Genomic DNA, 15,631 nt, shown 5'->3' with positions numbered 1-15,631 from the left:
GGCGGCCCGCAGCGTCAGCCGGTGCCGGCGGGCGCCCCGGCCGCGCCGCCCGCGACCGCGCCGTCCGACGGCGTCGAGCGCACCCCGCTGCGTGGCGCGGCGGCGCGCGTGGTGAGCAACATGGAGGCCAGCCTCGGCGTGCCGACGGCCACCAGCGTCCGCGCGGTGCCGGCCAAGCTGCTCATCGACAACCGCATCGTGGTCAACAGCCACCTCAAGCGCAGCCGCGGCGGCAAGGTGTCGTTCACGCACCTCATCGGCTACGCGGTGGTCAAGGCCGTCGCGGCGATGCCGGAGATGAACCGCGCCTTCGCCGAGGTCGACGGCAAGCCGGCGCTGCTCGCGCCCGAGCACGTCGGGCTGGGGCTGGCGATCGACCTGCAGAAGCCCGACGGCAGCCGCACCCTGCTGGTGCCGAGCATCAAGGCCGCCGACACGCTCGACTTCGCGCAGTTCTGGACGAGCTACGAGGACGTCGTGCGCCGGGCGCGCGCCGGCAAGCTGACGGCCGACGACTTCGCCGGCACCACGATCAGCCTGACGAACCCGGGCACGATCGGCACCAACCACTCGGTGCCGCGGCTCATGCAGGGCCAGGGCACGATCGTCGGCGTCGGCTCGCTCGAGTACCCCGCCGAGTGGCAGGGCGCGAGCGAGGAGACCCTGGCCCGCAGCGCGATCTCGAAGATCCTGACCCTCACCTCGACGTACGACCACCGGGTGATCCAGGGCGCGCAGTCCGGCGACTTCCTGCGCCGCGTCCACCAGCTGCTGCTGGGCGAGGACGGCTTCTACGACGAGATCTTCCGCTCGCTGCGCATCCCGTACGAGCCGGTGCGCTGGGTGCGCGACATCTCCGCCAGCCACGACGACGACGTCACGAAGTCGGCGCGGGTGCAGGAGCTGATCCACGCCTACCGGGTGCGCGGTCACCTGATGGCCGACACCGACCCGCTCGAGTACCGCCAGCGCCGCCACCCCGACCTCGACGTGCTGCAGCACGGGCTGAGCCTCTGGGACCTCGAGCGCGAGTTCCCCACCGGCGGGTTCGGCGGCAAGCCGCTCATGAAGCTGCGTCACATCCTCGGCGTGCTGCGCGACTCCTACTGCCGCACCGTCGGCATCGAGTACATGCACATCCAGGACCCCGAGCAGCGGCGCTGGATCCAGAGCAAGGTCGAGCGGCCCTACGCCAAGACCTCGCCCGAGGAGCAGCTGCGGATCCTGCGGCGGCTCAACGCGGCCGAGGCGTTCGAGACGTTCCTGCAGACGAAGTTCGTGGGGCAGAAGCGGTTCAGCCTCGAGGGCGGCGAGTCGGTGATCGCGCTGCTCGACCGCATCCTCGGGCGGGCGGCCGACGAGCAGATGGACGAGGTCTGCATCGGCATGCCGCACCGCGGCCGGCTGAACGTGCTGGCCAACATCGCCGGCAAGTCGTACGCGCAGATCTTCCGCGAGTTCGAGGGCACCCAGGACCCGCGCTCGGTGCAGGGCTCCGGCGACGTGAAGTACCACCTCGGCACCGAGGGCAAGTACACGGCCGAGCACGGCGCGGAGACGAAGGTCTACCTCGCCGCGAACCCGAGCCACCTCGAGGCGGTCGACCCGGTGCTCGAGGGCATCGTGCGCGCCAAGCAGGACCGGCTCGACCTCGGCGGCGAGGCGTTCACCGTGCTGCCGGTGCTGCTGCACGGCGACGCCGCGTTCGCCGGCCAGGGCGTGGTCGCTGAGACGCTGAACCTCTCGCAGCTGCGCGGGTACCGCACCGGCGGCACCATCCACGTGGTCATCAACAACCAGGTGGGGTTCACGACCTCGCCGTCCGCCTCGCGCTCGTCGTTCTACTCGACCGACGTCGCGCGGATGATCCAGGCGCCGATCTTCCACGTGAACGGCGACGACCCGGAGGCGTGCGTCCGCGTCGCCGAGCTGGCGTTCGAGTTCCGTCAGGAGTTCGGCAAGGACGTCGTCATCGACATGGTCTGCTACCGCCGTCGCGGCCACAACGAGGGCGACGACCCGTCGATGACGCAGCCGCTGATGTACCGGCTCATCGAGGCGAAGCGCAGCGTCCGCAAGCTCTACACCGAGTCGCTCATCGGCCGCGGCGACATCACGGTCGAGGACGCCGAGGCCGCGCTGCGCGACTACCAGCAGCAGCTGGAGCGGGTCTTCACCGAGACCCGCGAGGCCACCCGCGGCCAGGGCGAGCAGGGCGAGGTCGACTCCCGGACGACGCTGGAGAAGCCCCGCGCGCAGACCGAGGACGCCGCCCGCACCGACGGCCGCCCGTCGGCGATCTCCCAGGAGGTGCTACAGCGGGTCGGTGACGCGTTCGTCGCGACGCCGGAGGGCTTCGAGGTGCACCCGAAGCTGCGCCAGCTCATGGACAAGCGCGCCGCGATGGTGCGCGAGGGCGGCATCGACTGGGCGATGGGCGAGCTGATCGCCTTCGGCTCGCTGCTGCTCGAGCAGACGCCGGTGCGGCTGGCCGGCCAGGACTCGCGGCGCGGCACGTTCGTGCAGCGCCACTCGGTGCTCATCGACAAGCGCACCGGCGAGGAGTGGACGCCGCTGCTGTACCTGAGCGAGGACCAGGCCAGGTTCTGGGTCTACGACTCGCTGCTGTCGGAGTTCGCGGCGATGGGCTTCGAGTACGGCTACTCGGTCGAGCGGCCGGACGCGCTGGTGCTGTGGGAGGCGCAGTTCGGCGACTTCGTGAACGGCGCCCAGACCATCATCGACGAGTTCATCTCGGCGTCGGAGCAGAAGTGGGGCCAGCACTCCTCGGTCGTGCTGCTGCTGCCGCACGGCTACGAGGGTCAGGGCCCCGACCACTCCTCGGCCCGCATCGAGCGCTTCCTGCAGATGTGCGCCGAGGACAACATGACGGTGGCGATGCCCAGCTCGCCGGCGTCGTACTTCCACCTGCTGCGCCGGCAGGCGTACGCCAGGCCGCGCCGTCCGCTGGTGGTGTGCACGCCGAAGTCGATGCTGCGGCTGAAGGCGGCGGTGAGCGCGCCGGAGGACTTCACCACCGGCGAGTTCCGCACGGTCATCCCCGACGAGTCGGTCGACGCCGCGCAGGTCGACCGCGTGGTGATGTGCTCGGGCAAGATCACCTGGGACCTGCTGGCCGAGCGCGAGCGCCGCGGCGACACCCGCACCGCGATCGTGCGGGTCGAGCAGCTGGCGCCGCTGCCGGTCGACGCGATCCTCGCCGAGCTGGCCCGCTACCCGCAGGCGCAGGTCGTGTTCGCCCAGCAGGAGCCGGCGAACATGGGGCCGTGGCCGCACATGGCGCTGCACCTGCCCGAGCACCTGGGCGGGCGGCCGCTGCACCGGGCCTCGCGCCCGGCGTCCGCCTCGCCCGCGGCCGGCTCGACGAAGAAGCACGAGCAGGAGCAGCGCGACCTGCTGGCCCAGGCGTTCGACCGCTGACGATGTACTTCACCGACCGCGGGCTCGAGGAGCTCGAGACCCGGCGTGGCGAGGAGGAGGTCAGCCTCGCCTGGCTGGCCGAGCGCATGCGCGAGTTCGTCGACGCCAACCCCGAGTTCGAGGTGCCCGTGGAGCGCTTCGCCACCTGGCTGGCCCGCCTGGGCGACGACGACGAGTGAGCGATGACTGAACCCGTTGCAGCACGAGGGGTCGGAGCGGCCCGCGACGTCCGGCTGTGCGTCGTCGGCGGCTCGACGGTCACCGGCTACGGCGACCCGAAGGCGCTCGGCTGGGTGGGACGCGTCGCGGCGCGCACGCCCGCCGACCAGGTCGACCTCACGGTGTACGAGCTGGGGGTGCGCGGCGACACGTCGTCCGGCGTGCTGGCCCGCTGGCGCGAGGAGTGCGGACGGCGCTGGGCGGCCGAGGCCGACAACCGGCTCGTCGTCGCCACGGGTGCCGGCGACCCGCGGGCCGGCATCTCGCTGGCCCGCACCCGGCTGAACCTGGCGAACGTGCTCGACGACGCGACGTCCGAGGGCCTGCAGCCGTTCGTCGTCGGCCCCGCCCCCACCGCCGACCGCTCGACCCACGACGCGACCCGCACCGTGACCGACGCCCAGCGCGACGTCTGCTCGCGGCGCGGCATCCCGTTCGTCGACTGCTTCGAGCCGCTGCTGCAGCACGACCAGTGGTACGCCGACCTCGAGGCCGGCGACGGCGTGCACCCGGGCCAGGCCGGCTACGGGCTGCTCGCCTGGCTGGTGCTGCACGGCGGCTGGGCCCGCTGGCTCGACGTCGAGGTCTGACACCCCCTGCACGCAGCGCGACCCCCGCCGAGCTGCCACGTGACGGGGTCCGGATCGGTGTCCGGACCTCCGGAAGCGGCAACTCGGCGGGGGTCGGCGTGGTGTGGGACCGCCGCGGGGTCAGCCCTCGGTGCGGCAGGCCAGCTCGGTGGTGATCACCTTGAGCCGGGCCTTGATGGTGGCGCGCTCGGCCTTGGTGGGCTTGGCGCGCAGGGCGACGCGGAGGGCCTTGGCCTGGGCGCGCAGGGCCTTGACCTCCTTGCCCGACAGCCTGCCGGCCTTCAGCTCGGCGCGGACGGCCTTCAGCTCGGCGCGGATCGCCACGCGGGCCTCGGCGGTGGTGGCGGCCTCGAGCTGCTCGTGCAGGGTCGTGCGGCGGGCCTTCAGGGCGGCGCGCTGCTCGTCGGTCAGCTTGGCGTCCTCCGCCGCGTCGACCAGCTGGTCGACGGCCGCGCGGAGGGCCTTCTTCTCGGCCTTGGTCGGCTTGTGGCCGGCCAGCTCGTGCCGCAGGGCGGTGCGCTCGTCGCGCAGCACGACGCGCTGCGCGGCGGTGACGGTGCAGGACGACGAGCCGCCCTCGCCGGCGTGCGAGCCGGCGGACGCGGGGCCGGCCAGCGCGATCGGGCCGGCGGTGACGGAGAGCGCGACCAGGACGGCGGCGGCGCGGCGGGACGGACGGGTCACGAGGACTCCTCGGGTGGTGCCGGGTGCGGCACCTCGGTGACGGTTCAGGGGCTCCATCGCGGTCGGTGAGCGCCGTGTTACACCCCGGCGCGCCGCGCCACCCGGTCGGGCGCACCGGTTCGCGCGCGAACTCGCGATGCATCTTGACCTGCGTCGAGACGCGACATATCGTGAGCGCTCCGAACGCGATGCATCTCGAACGAGGGAGCGACGATGGCTGAGCAGTGGGAGGTCGGTGGCCCGAAGGTCATCGAGGTGGGCGGGGCCGACGAGCCCGTGCGCGAGCTGGTGATCGGGCTGGTCAACGGCCGGATCGACGTGGTGGCGCACGACGGCGACACGGCGGACGTCGAGGTCGCCGGCGTGCGCGGGCGGCCGCTGCAGGTCACCTGGGGCGAGGGGCGGCTCGAGATCGCGCACCCGCACCAGAGCTGGAGCGGGCTGCTGGAGACGCTGCGGGCCGCCGTGCAGCGCGACGACCGCGCCGAGGTGACCGTGCAGGTGCCCCGCGGCACCGCCGTCCGCATCTCGACGGTGCAGGCCGACGGGCTGCTGCACGGGTTGCACGCGGCGGCCTCGGTGCGCACGGTGTCGGGCGAGCTCGTGGTCGACGGCGTGCACGGGCCGGTCGAGTCGCACACCATCAGCGGGCGGATCGACGTGCGCGATCAGCACGGCCCGCTGCGCGGCAACACGGTCAGCGGCTCGCTCACCGTGAGCGCCGCCGAGCTGCCCAGCCTGTCGGTGAAGACCGTCTCGGGCGAGCTGGTGGTCGACCTGGCGTCGGCACCCAGCGAGGTCGAGCTCAAGAGCGTGTCGGGCGACCTCGTCGTCCGCATCCCTGGCCCGGCGGGCTACCGGCTCGAGGCGCGCAGCGTGAGCGGGCAGGTGGTGGCCGACGGCCAGCGGCTGCGCGGCGAGCCGGGCGCCAAGGGCGGCCGGGCGATCGACGGCGACGAGTCGGTGCGGGTCGTCGCGACCACCGTGAGCGGCTCGATCACCCTGCTGCGCGGCCGGACGCCGGACGCAGGCCCGGCCGCGGGCATGGAGGCACCGGCATGAGCCCCGTCTTCGCCCACGGCCAGCTGCGCCTGTACCTGCTCGTGCTGCTGGCGGAGGCGCCGCGGCACGGCTACGAGGTGATCCGCGCACTGGAGGAGCGCTTCGAGGGGCTGTACGCGCCGAGCGCCGGCACCGTCTACCCGCGCCTGGCCCGCCTCGAGGAGGAGGGCCTGGTGACCCGCGAGGACGAGGGGCGCAAGGCCGTGTACCGGATCACCGACGCCGGCCGGGCCGAGGTGGCGGCGCGCCGCTCGGAGGTCGACGAGCTGGAGGTCGAGCTCACCCACTCGCTGCACCGGATGGCCGACCAGGTGCGTCAGCAGGTGCGCGGCAGCGCGCAGGAGCTGCGGGCCGAGCTGGCCGACGCCGCCCGCGAGGCCCGGCGCACCGCCCGCGACGCCGGCGACGGCCGGCAGCGCGCGCAGCGCGGGGCCAAGACCGGACCGGGCTGGGCCGACGTCGAGACGTCGATCGCGGACTTCCGCCTCCGGGCCCGCGGGGCCGTGCGGTCGGCGCGCGACCACCTCGACGAGGACACCGTGCGGCGGGTGCAGCAGGCGCTGGACGACGCGCTCGGGCGGATCGACGAGGCGCTGGCCGGGCGCGACCGACCGACCCCGCCGACCTCGCCGACCTCGCCGACCCCGCCGCCCCCGCCGCCCGCTCGCGACGGCGCCGACGACGGTGCCGACGGTGCCGACGGTGCCGACGGGGGTCGGTCTACGGACGGGTGAGCACGACCTTGCCGAAGACGTCGCCCGCGAGGAGCTTCTCGAACCCCTCGCGGGCCGACGCCATCGGCAGCACCGAGTCGACGACCGGCCGCGTGCCGGTGGTCTCGCAGAACCGCACCAGCCGCTCGAGCTCGGCGCGGGTGCCCATGGTCGAGCCGACCACCCGCAGCTGCAGGAAGAAGACCCGGTTCAGCTCGGTGACGGCCCTCGAACCGCTGGTGGCGCCGGAGACGACGACGGTGCCGCCGGGACGCAGCGCCTTCAGCGAGTGCTCCCAGGTCGCCTCGCCGACGGTCTCGAGGACGGCGTCGACCCGATCGGGCAGCCGGGCGCCGGTCTCGAAGGCCTGGTCGGCGCCGAGCTCGACGGCGCGGGCGCGCTTGGCCTCGTCGCGGCTGGTGACCCACACCCGGTAGCCGGCGGCGCGGCCGATCGCGATCGCGGCGGTGGCCACGCCGCCGCCGGCGCCCTGCACCAGCACGGTCGAGCCGGGCGCCGCCCCCGACTGCGTGAGGAGCATCCGGTACGCCGTGAGCCAGGCCGTCGGCAGGCAGGCGGCCTGCTCGAACGACAGCCCGGCCGGCTTGGGCACGAGGTTGCGCCGCGGCACCACGACCTCGTCGGCGAACGTGCCCTGGTGCAGCTCGCTGAGCAGCGTGCGGCGCGGGTCGAGCGTCTCGTCGTCGCGCCAGTCGGGGTCGCTGACGACGGCGTGCACCACGACCTCGCGACCCTCGTCGTCGACCCCGGCGGCGTCGCACCCGAGCGTCATCGGCAGCCGGTCGGCGCGCAGGCCGACGCCGCGCAGGCTCCACAGGTCGTGCTGGTTCAGCGCCGCGGCCCGCACCCGCACCCGGGCCCAGCCGTCGGGGACGTCGGGGCGTGGCCGCTCCCCCACCTCGAGGACGGAGAGCGGGTCGTCGGCGGAGGCCCCGGCAGCGGTGACGGCGAGCATGCTCGGAGCCTAGGCCGTCGGTGCCGCGTCCCACCATGCGGACGGACCCGGTCGCAGCGCGCCGGTCCGAGCGGCGCGACCTACCGTTGGGACGCCACTCGCGACCGCCCACCCCGAAAGCAGGCACCACCCATGCTCCGCAAGGTCTCGCTCGTCACCGCCGCCCTGCTCGTCGGAGGGCTCGCGGCTGCGTGCGGCGGCAGCGACTCGTCGTCCGGGGGCAGCGGCGGCAGCGGCGGTGCGCTCACCATCGGCACCGAGGGCACGTACGCGCCGTTCTCGTTCCACGACCCCAAGACGAACGAGCTCACCGGCTACGACGTCGAGATCGCCCGCGCCGTCGCGAAGCAGCTGGGCAAGGAGGCCAAGTTCAACGAGGTCACCTTCGACACCATCTTCGCCGGCATGCAGGCCAAGCGGTTCGACATGATCGCCAACCAGGTCACGGTGAACCCCGAGCGCGAGAAGCTCTACTCGTTCTCGACGCCGTACACCGTCTCGACCGCGGTCGTGGTCACCCGCTCCGACGACGACTCGGTGAAGACGCTGGCCGACGTGAAGGGCAAGCGCTCGCCGCAGTCGGCCACCAGCAGCTTCAACGACTTCGCGAAGGCCGCGGGTGCGAAGCCCTACACGGTCGAGGGCTTCACGCAGGCCGTCGCCGAGCTGAAGCAGAAGCGCGCGCCCATCACGTTCAACGACTCGCTCGCGGTGCTCGACTACCTGAAGAGCACCGGTGACACGAGCGTGAAGATCGCCGTGCAGACCGACGACGTGACCAAGCAGGCGTTCGTCTTCCGCAAGGGCGACCCGCTCGCCGGCCAGGTCGACGGCGCGCTGAAGACGTTGCAGCAGAACGGCACCCTCGAGCAGATCAGCGACAAGTACTTCGGGCAGGACGTCTCCGGCGACGCGGCGGTGGGTGCGTCGGCCTCGCCGAGCCCGTCCAGCGCGAGCTGATGGACGGCCACCCCACCCTGCAGCTGGTCCGCGAGTCGCTGCTGCCGCTGCTCGGGGGGCTGATCAAGGGCACGATCCCGCTCACGCTGATCTCGTTCGCGATCGGCCTGGTGCTGGCGCTGGTGGTGGCGCTCATGCGGCTGTCGCCGATCGGGCCGCTGCAGGCGGTGGCCCGGTTCTTCGTGTCGGTGATCCGCGGCACGCCGCTGCTGCTGCAGCTGTTCATCATCTACTACGGCCTGCCGTCGCTCGGCGCGACGATCGACCCGTTCCCCAGCGCGATCATCGCGTTCTCGCTGAACGTCGGCGGCTACGGCAGCGAGGTGGTGCGCGCCGCGATCCTCGCCGTGCCGCGCGGGCAGTGGGAGGCCGCCTCGACCGTCGGCATGGGGTACACGACGACGCTGCGCCGGGTGGTGCTGCCGCAGGCGGCCCGCGTCGCGGTCCCGCCGCTGTCCAACACCTTCATCTCGCTGGTGAAGGACACCTCGCTGGCCTCGACCATCCAGGTGGTCGAGCTGTTCCGCAAGGCGCAGGAGGTCGCGGCGCCGACGTACCAGTTCTTCGCGCTGTACGGCGTCGCGGCCCTGTACTACTGGGTCGTGTGCCTCGGCCTCTCGTTCACCCAGTCGCGTCTCGAGACGCGACTCGACCGGTACGTGGCGGTGTGAGTTGACTGACGACGAGACCAGGCCGCTGCTCGAGGTCCGGGGGCTGCACAAGGCCTTCGGCGACAACCAGGTGCTGCGCGGCATCGACCTGACCGTCGACCGCGGCTCGGTGACCGTGCTCATCGGGCCGTCGGGGTCGGGCAAGACGACGCTGCTGCGCTCGGTGAACGTGCTCGAGACGCCGGACGCCGGGGTGGTGCGGGTCGGCGACGTCGAGCTCGACTTCACGGCCGGCGTCGGCAAGAAGGACCCGGCCCGGCTGCGGGCGCGCAGCGGCATGGTCTTCCAGGGGCACAACCTCTTCCCGCACCTGAGCGTGCTCGACAACGTGACGGCCGGGCCGCTGCTGGTGCAGGGCCGCGACCGGACCGAGGCGCGCGAGGAGGCGACCAGGCTGCTGGCGCGGGTCGGCCTGGCCGGCAAGGAGAGCAGCTACCCGTACCAGCTCTCCGGCGGGCAGCAGCAGCGCGTGGGCATCGCGCGGGCACTGGCGATCCGCCCCGAGCTGATGCTCTTCGACGAGCCGACGTCGGCGCTCGACCCCGAGCTGGTCGGCGAGGTGCTCGCCGTCATGCGCGACCTGGCCACCGAGGGCTGGACGATGCTCGTCGTGACCCACGAGATGCGGTTCGCCCAGCAGGTCGCCGACCAGGCGCTGTTCCTCGACGGCGGGGTCGTGGTCGAGCGCGGCGCGCCCCGTGACGTCCTGGGCAACCCGCAGGAGGAGCGCACGAAGCGCTTCCTGCAGCGCGTCCTCGACCCGCTGTAGCCGGCGATCCCTGGTAGGAACGGGCGGTGACGACGAACCAGGCGCCCGCGAACCCGCACGACGTCCCGCGCCTGGTGCTCGGGCCGATGCTGCGGCACGTCGACCGCACGACCGCGACGGTGTGGGTCGAGACCGACCGGCCCTGCGAGGTCGAGGTGCTGGGCCACCGAGCACGCACCTGGGGCGTGCACGGGCACCACTACGCGCTGGTCGTCGTCGAGGGGCTGCGGCCGGGCACCACCACGCCGTACGAGGTGCACCTCGACGGCGCGACCGCGTGGCCCGAGCCGGGTGGGGTGCTGCCGCCGAGCGTCGTGCGCACCGTGGGCGACGACGGCGCCGAGCTGCGGCTCGCGTTCGGCTCGTGCCGGCGGGCTGCGCCCTTCGACCGCTCGAGCCTGCGGTCGGTCGGCGCCGACGCGCTCGTCGCGCTGGCCCAGCGGATGAGCGCCGGCGGCTCGGCCGAGGACCCGACCGGCGACACCACCGGCTGGCCCGACCTGCTGCTGCTCGCCGGCGACCAGGTGTACGCCGACGACCCGTCCCCGCGGCTGCGCGAGCGGCTGCAGCGGCTCGGCCGGGCCGGCGCCCGTCGGCACGAGGGGGTCGAGGGCGACAGCGAGGTGGCCGAGGAGATCGTCGACTTCGAGGAGTACGCCTGGCTCTACCACGAGTCGTGGCGGACGCCGGCGGTGCGCTGGCTGCTGTCGACCGTGCCGTCCTGCATGGTGCTCGACGACCACGACCTGCGCGACGACTGGAACAGCTCGCTGTCGTGGCGAGAGGAGGTCACCCGCGAGCCGTGGTGGCAGGCGCGGGTGCGCGGCGCGCTGGCGTCGTACTGGGTCTACCAGCACCTGGGCAACCTGTCCCCCGACGACCTCGACGACGACCCGACGTACCGCGCGGTGCTCGGCGCCGGGTCGGACGACGAGCGCGAGCGCCTGCTCGCCCGGATGGCCGACCGCGCCGACGCCGAGCCGGGCACCACGCGCTGGAGCTTCCACCGCGACCTCGGCCGCACCCGGCTCGTCGTCATCGACTCGCGCTGCTCGCGCTCGCTGCAGCCGGGGCACCGCGCGATGGTCGACGACCGCGAGTGGAAGTGGGTGCACGAGCAGGCCACCGCGCCCGGCGTCGACCACCTGCTGCTCGGCACCTCGCTGCCGTTCCTGCTGCTGCACGGCATCCACCACCTCGAGGGCTTCGACGAGGCGATCGCCGAGGGCGCCTGGGGCCGGCGCGGCGAGCGGGTCGGCGAGAAGCTGCGGCTCGCCGTCGACCTCGAGCACTGGGCCGCGTTCCGGAACTCGTTCGACGCGATGGTCGGCCTGGTGCAGGAGGTCGCGGCCCCCGACCCGGACGGCGGGTCGCCGGCGTCCGTGCTGTGGCTCTCGGGCGACGTGCACTGCTCCTACCTCGCCGAGGCGCGCGTCGAGGGCGTCGACCCCGACCGGACGGCGCTGCACCAGCTCACCATGTCGCCGTTCCGCAACCCGCTCGAGCCCTGGATCCGGGTCGCGAACCGGCTGCTCGAGCGGCCCAGGGTGGCGGGCGCCCTCGGCTGGCTGGCGCGGCGGGCCGGCGTCGTCGACCCGCCGATCACCTGGGACGTCGGCCACGGCCCCTGGTTCGACAACGGCGTCATGACGGTGGTGACGAAGGGGCGCGAGGCCTCGGTCGAGGTCGAGCACGCGCGCGTCGTCGGCGGCGCGCAGGTGCTCGACCGCACCCTCACCCGCGCGCTCACCCGCTGAGCCGTCCGGGGTCGCTCGGACGCGAAGAGGTCACGATCGGCGGGGTGGCCTGACGGCCGCCCGCGCCGGTGGCACCATGCCCCCTGACACCTTCCGTGCCGACCGGGGCGGTCAACGCCCCCTTGGAGGTCCTCTGTGTTCCGTCGTCCCAGCCGTGTCGCAGCCGTCGTCGTGACGGGTGCGGCCGCCCTGGCCCTGACTGCCTGCGGGTCCGACTCGCTCTCGAACGACGCCGGCGCCCAGCCGTCCGGCACCGTGTCGTCCGCGAGCAGCGACGCCGCGCTCACCTCCCAGCTGCCCCAGAAGGTGCAGAGCGCCAAGAAGATCGTCGTCGGCACCGACGCGTCGTACGCCCCGAGCGAGTTCCTCGCCGGCGACGGCAAGACCGTGCAGGGCTTCGACGTCGACCTGTTCAAGGCCGTCGGCCAGAAGCTCGGCGTCGAGGTCGAGTTCGTGCCGGCCAACTTCGACACGATCATCACCGGCGTCCAGGGCGGCAAGTACGACGTGGGCGTGTCCTCGTTCACCGTGAACTCCGAGCGCGAGCAGCAGGCCACGATGGTCAGCTACTACAACGCGGGCACCCAGTGGGCCACCGCCGCCGGCAACCCGAAGAAGATCGACCCCGAGGCCGCCTGCGGCAAGAAGATCGCCGTGCAGAAGGGCACCGTGCAGCAGGAGGACGACCTGCCGAAGCGGCAGAAGGCCTGCACCACCGCCGGCAAGCCGAAGATCGACGTGCTGGTCTACACCGGTCAGGACCAGGCGACCGCGGCCGTGGCCAGCGGCAAGGCCGACGCGATGCTGGCCGACTCCCCCGTCGCCGCCTTCGCCGCCAAGCAGTCCAAGGGCAAGCTCGAGACCCTGGGCGACGTGTACGACGCCGCCCCCTACGGCTACGTGCTGCCCAAGGACGGCACGCAGTTCGGCGACGCGATCGTGAAGGCGCTGCAGTCGCTCGACCAGGACGGCACGTACAAGTCGGCGCTCGAGAACTGGGGCGTTGAGGACGGCGCGATCTCGAACTTCGAGGTCAACCCCGACGTCTCGTGAGCACCACCGACTCCTCGCGCGTCGCCCCCGGCCGGTCCGACGACCGGCCGGGGGCGATCGACGCGGTGCCCGTGCGGCACCCCAGCCGCTGGATCGCCATCGCGGTGATCGCCGTGCTGGTGGCGATGCTCGTCCACATGCTCGTCACGAACGACGCCTACAACTGGCCGTTCGTGTTCGAGATCATGAACCAGCAGCCGGTCATCGAGGGCCTGCTGAAGGGCACCATCGTCGCGACGATCGGCTCGATGGTCATCGGCGTGGTGTTCGGCGTGCTGCTCGCGGTGATGCGGCTGTCGCCGAACCCGGTGCTGTCGTCGGTCGCGTGGGTGTTCACCTGGTTCTTCCGGGGCATCCCGCGCCTGGTGCTGCTCACGATCATGGGCGCGCTCGGCATCCTGTTCACCAAGGGCCTGGCGATCGGCGTCCCGTTCGACCAGCAGATCCTCGGGTGGCTCGGCGTCGACGGCAGCCTGCGGCTGCACACGTTCGACGCGAACGCGATCTTCAGCGGGGTCATCGGCGGCATCATCGGCCTGGGCCTGTCGGAGGCCGCGTACATGGCCGAGATCGCCCGCGCCGGGATCTTGTCGGTCGACAACGGCCAGCGCGAGGCCGCCGAGGCCCTCGGCATGAGCCGCGGCAGGACGATGCGCCGGATCGTGCTGCCGCAGGCGATGCGGGTGATCGTGCCGCCCACCGGCAACGAGGCGATCGCCATGGTGAAGGACACCTCGCTGCTCATCGCCATCCCGGTCAGCACCGAGCTGTTCTTCCAGACCTCCTCGATCGGCTCGCGCACCTACGAGCTGCTGCCGTCGTACATCGCGGCCACGCTCTACTACCTGCTGATCAGCAGCATCATGATGGTCGGTCAGTACTTCCTGGAGCAGAAGTTCGGCCGTGGCTTCGGGGCGACCTCGAAGCCCCGGGTGCAGGTGCCCGTCGGCGGCCAGGGAGGTGCCTGACATGGCGACGCAGCAGATGCCGCTGGTGCACGCGGTGAACGTGCACAAGTCGTTCCACGGCAACGAGGTGCTGAAGGGCATCGACCTCGACGTCGACGCCGGGCAGGTCGTGTGCCTGCTCGGGCCGTCGGGCTCGGGCAAGACGACGTTCCTGCGCTGCATCAACCAGCTCGAGACGATCGACGGCGGCCGCATCTGGGTCGACGGCGACCTCATGGGCTACACCGAGAAGCCGACCAGGTCGCACCCGCAGGGGCGCCTGCACCGCCTGCACGACAAGGCGATCGCGGCGCAGCGGCGCGAGATCGGCATGGTGTTCCAGCGCTTCAACCTGTTCCCGCACATGACGGCGCTCGAGAACGTGTGCGAGGCACCGGTGCAGGTGAAGGGCGAGCCGAAGGGCGTCGTGCGAGAGCGCGCCAAGAGCCTGCTCGACCGCGTCGGGCTGGGTGACCGCTGCGACGCCTACCCCTCGCAGCTGTCGGGTGGGCAGCAGCAGCGGGTGGCGATCGCCCGCGCGCTGGCGATGGAGCCGAAGCTCATGCTCTTCGACGAGCCGACCTCGGCGCTCGACCCCGAGCTGGTCGGCGAGGTGCTGCAGGTGATGCGCGGCCTCGCCGAGTCGGGCATGACGATGGTCGTCGTGACGCACGAGATGTCGTTCGCCCGCGAGGTCGCCGACCGCGTGGTGTTCATGGACGGCGGCGTCGTCGTCGAGCAGGGCGACCCGAAGCGCGTGATCAACGACCCGCAGCACGAGCGCACCCGCTCGTTCCTGCGCCGCATGCGGCAGGAGGAGGCCGAGGGGCACCACGGCGCCACCTCGACGGGGGCGACGACCTGAGCGCGAAGCGGGCGTCTGCCCGTGCGCCGGAGCCGGCCGGGCTGGTCGCGGCGGGTGTGGTCAAGCGGTTCGGTGGCCGGGTGGTGGTCGACACCGTCGACCTCGAGGTGGCGCCCGGCGAGGTGCTGGTGCTCGCCGGCAGCAACGGCAGCGGCAAGACCACCCTGCTGCGGGTGCTGGCCGGCGTGCTCGACCCCGACGCCGGCAGCGTGACCTGGCGCGACCGCGCCGTCGACGAGTCCGACCCGTGGACCCGGCGGGAGGTCGCGGTGCTGCTCGACGACGTCGGCACGTTCCCCGACCTCGCCGCGCGCGAGCACCTCGAGCTGCTGGCCCGCGCCTTCGGTGTCGAGCAGCCCGCCGAGCGGGCCGACGCGGTGCTCGACGAGGTCGGGCTGGGATCGCGCGGCGGCCAGCTGCCGCTCACCATGTCGAGCGGTCAGCGGCACCGGCTGGCGCTGGCGTCGGTGCTGGTGCGCCCGGCCGGGCTGCTGCTGCTCGACGAGCCCGAGCAGCGGCTCGACGCGGCCGGCCGGCAGTGGCTCGGCGAGCGGCTGCGCAGCCTGGCCGACGCCGGCACGAGCGTGGTGCTGGCCAGCCACGACAGGGAGCTCACCGACCACGTGGCCGACCTCGTGCTCGAGCTGGCGTGAGCGAGGCGCAGACCGCGGCCGCAGCCACGGCACCGACCGCGCGGCGGCTGCGCGGCTGGGTGCGGGCCGCGCGCCGCACCTCGGGCACCGCGCGCCCGATCGGCGAGACGCTCGGCAACCTGTACGTCGCGGTGCTCGGTGTCGGGATCGACGCGGCGCTCGTCGAGCCGGTGGCGGCCGGGGCCCTCGGCGACGTCGGCACCCGGTCGACCGGCGCCGCCCACCCTGCGCTGGCCGTCGCCCTCGCCGTCGTCGGGCTGCTGGCCGAGCG

Annotated in this window: 16 protein-coding genes; 14 read left to right on the top strand and 2 right to left on the bottom strand. The window is 73.0% G+C overall.

What is annotated here, in order from left to right:
• From ACYVI6_RS14885 to ACYVI6_RS14875, 3 genes are all read left to right on the top strand, one after another.
• Window positions 1-3,441, top strand: a 3,441-nt coding sequence (locus ACYVI6_RS14885) for a multifunctional oxoglutarate decarboxylase/oxoglutarate dehydrogenase thiamine pyrophosphate-binding subunit/dihydrolipoyllysine-residue succinyltransferase subunit (protein WP_460447119.1), incomplete at its 5' end; no start/stop codon positions are given.
• Between the two features lie 2 nt (window positions 3,442-3,443).
• Window positions 3,444-3,620: a DUF6104 family protein gene (locus tag ACYVI6_RS14880; protein WP_460447118.1), complete on the top strand. Its 177-nt coding sequence runs from the start codon at window positions 3,444-3,446 to the stop codon at window positions 3,618-3,620.
• A gap of 3 nt (window positions 3,621-3,623) precedes the next feature.
• Window positions 3,624-4,250 (top strand): GDSL-type esterase/lipase family protein, encoded by a 627-nt coding sequence (locus tag ACYVI6_RS14875; protein ID WP_460447117.1) that lies wholly within the window; start codon window positions 3,624-3,626, stop codon window positions 4,248-4,250.
• Between the two features lie 120 nt (window positions 4,251-4,370).
• Here ACYVI6_RS14875 and ACYVI6_RS14870 read toward each other — a convergent pair whose 3' ends face one another.
• Complete coding sequence (locus tag ACYVI6_RS14870; RefSeq protein ID WP_460447116.1) at window positions 4,371-4,934, bottom strand: hypothetical protein; 564 nt, start codon at window positions 4,932-4,934, stop codon at window positions 4,371-4,373.
• A gap of 213 nt (window positions 4,935-5,147) precedes the next feature.
• On the opposite strand from ACYVI6_RS14870, the gene ACYVI6_RS14865 reads away from it, so the two are divergent.
• A complete protein-coding gene (locus ACYVI6_RS14865; protein WP_460447115.1) occupies window positions 5,148-5,996 on the top strand; it encodes a DUF4097 family beta strand repeat-containing protein in 849 nt (282 codons plus the stop codon).
• A complete protein-coding gene (locus ACYVI6_RS14860; RefSeq protein WP_460447114.1) occupies window positions 5,993-6,730 on the top strand; it encodes a PadR family transcriptional regulator in 738 nt (245 codons plus the stop codon). The genes ACYVI6_RS14865 and ACYVI6_RS14860 overlap by 4 nt, the downstream gene beginning before the upstream one ends.
• Here ACYVI6_RS14860 and ACYVI6_RS14855 read toward each other — a convergent pair.
• The gene (locus ACYVI6_RS14855; protein WP_460447113.1) at window positions 6,717-7,685 is read right to left on the bottom strand and encodes a zinc-binding dehydrogenase; all 969 of its coding nucleotides are present in this window, start codon (window positions 7,683-7,685) and stop codon (window positions 6,717-6,719) included. The two genes, ACYVI6_RS14860 and ACYVI6_RS14855, sit on opposite strands and share 14 nt — an antisense overlap.
• A 132-nt stretch (window positions 7,686-7,817) precedes the next feature.
• On the opposite strand from ACYVI6_RS14855, the gene ACYVI6_RS14850 reads away from it, so the two are divergent.
• The 9 genes from ACYVI6_RS14850 to ACYVI6_RS14810 form a co-directional block, all read left to right on the top strand.
• Window positions 7,818-8,645, top strand: coding sequence for a transporter substrate-binding domain-containing protein (locus ACYVI6_RS14850; RefSeq protein WP_460447112.1), 828 nt, complete (start codon window positions 7,818-7,820; stop codon window positions 8,643-8,645).
• A complete protein-coding gene (locus ACYVI6_RS14845) occupies window positions 8,645-9,316 on the top strand; it encodes an amino acid ABC transporter permease (RefSeq protein WP_460447111.1) in 672 nt (223 codons plus the stop codon). Before ACYVI6_RS14850 ends, ACYVI6_RS14845 begins: the two co-directional genes overlap by 1 nt.
• A 1-nt stretch (window position 9,317) precedes the next feature.
• Window positions 9,318-10,085 (top strand): amino acid ABC transporter ATP-binding protein, encoded by a 768-nt coding sequence (locus tag ACYVI6_RS14840; protein WP_460447110.1) that lies wholly within the window; start codon window positions 9,318-9,320, stop codon window positions 10,083-10,085.
• A 26-nt stretch (window positions 10,086-10,111) separates the two neighbouring features.
• On the top strand, window positions 10,112-11,842 hold the full coding sequence (locus ACYVI6_RS14835) for a DUF7800 domain-containing protein (protein ID WP_460447109.1): 1,731 nt from the start codon (window positions 10,112-10,114) through the stop codon (window positions 11,840-11,842).
• 135 nt (window positions 11,843-11,977) lie between these two features.
• Entirely contained in the window at window positions 11,978-12,895 is a 918-nt protein-coding gene (locus ACYVI6_RS14830) for an ABC transporter substrate-binding protein (RefSeq protein WP_460447108.1), read from the top strand.
• On the top strand, window positions 12,892-13,863 hold the full coding sequence (locus ACYVI6_RS14825) for an amino acid ABC transporter permease (protein ID WP_460447107.1): 972 nt from the start codon (window positions 12,892-12,894) through the stop codon (window positions 13,861-13,863). Before ACYVI6_RS14830 ends, ACYVI6_RS14825 begins: the two co-directional genes overlap by 4 nt.
• Before the next feature lies 1 nt (window position 13,864).
• Entirely contained in the window at window positions 13,865-14,707 is an 843-nt protein-coding gene (locus ACYVI6_RS14820; RefSeq protein ID WP_460447106.1) for an amino acid ABC transporter ATP-binding protein, read from the top strand.
• A gap of 80 nt (window positions 14,708-14,787) precedes the next feature.
• Window positions 14,788-15,360, top strand: a complete 573-nt coding sequence (locus tag ACYVI6_RS14815) for an ABC transporter ATP-binding protein (protein WP_460447105.1) — start codon at window positions 14,788-14,790, stop codon at window positions 15,358-15,360.
• The coding region (locus ACYVI6_RS14810; RefSeq protein WP_460447104.1) for a hypothetical protein at window positions 15,357-15,631 on the top strand (275 nt) is incomplete at its 3' end. The genes ACYVI6_RS14815 and ACYVI6_RS14810, both read left to right, overlap by 4 nt.

This window comes from Angustibacter aerolatus, assembly GCF_054776675.1.
Note: the sequence above shows the minus strand (reverse complement) of the source record. Positions and strands in the feature narration are given on the sequence as shown.

Excerpts from the sequence above, each read along its gene's own strand:
- ACYVI6_RS14820 (WP_460447106.1), top strand. The coding sequence starts at position 13,865 with ATGGCGACGCAGCAGATGCCGCTGGTGCACGCGGTGAACGTGCACAAG.
- ACYVI6_RS14860 (WP_460447114.1), top strand. The coding sequence starts at position 5,993 with ATGAGCCCCGTCTTCGCCCACGGCCAGCTGCGCCTGTACCTGCTCGTG.
- ACYVI6_RS14855 (WP_460447113.1), bottom strand. The coding sequence starts at position 7,685 with ATGCTCGCCGTCACCGCTGCCGGGGCCTCCGCCGACGACCCGCTCTCC.
- ACYVI6_RS14880 (WP_460447118.1), top strand. The coding sequence starts at position 3,444 with ATGTACTTCACCGACCGCGGGCTCGAGGAGCTCGAGACCCGGCGTGGC.
- ACYVI6_RS14875 (WP_460447117.1), top strand. The coding sequence starts at position 3,624 with ATGACTGAACCCGTTGCAGCACGAGGGGTCGGAGCGGCCCGCGACGTC.
- ACYVI6_RS14845 (WP_460447111.1), top strand. The coding sequence starts at position 8,645 with ATGGACGGCCACCCCACCCTGCAGCTGGTCCGCGAGTCGCTGCTGCCG.
- ACYVI6_RS14865 (WP_460447115.1), top strand. The coding sequence starts at position 5,148 with ATGGCTGAGCAGTGGGAGGTCGGTGGCCCGAAGGTCATCGAGGTGGGC.
- ACYVI6_RS14850 (WP_460447112.1), top strand. The coding sequence starts at position 7,818 with ATGCTCCGCAAGGTCTCGCTCGTCACCGCCGCCCTGCTCGTCGGAGGG.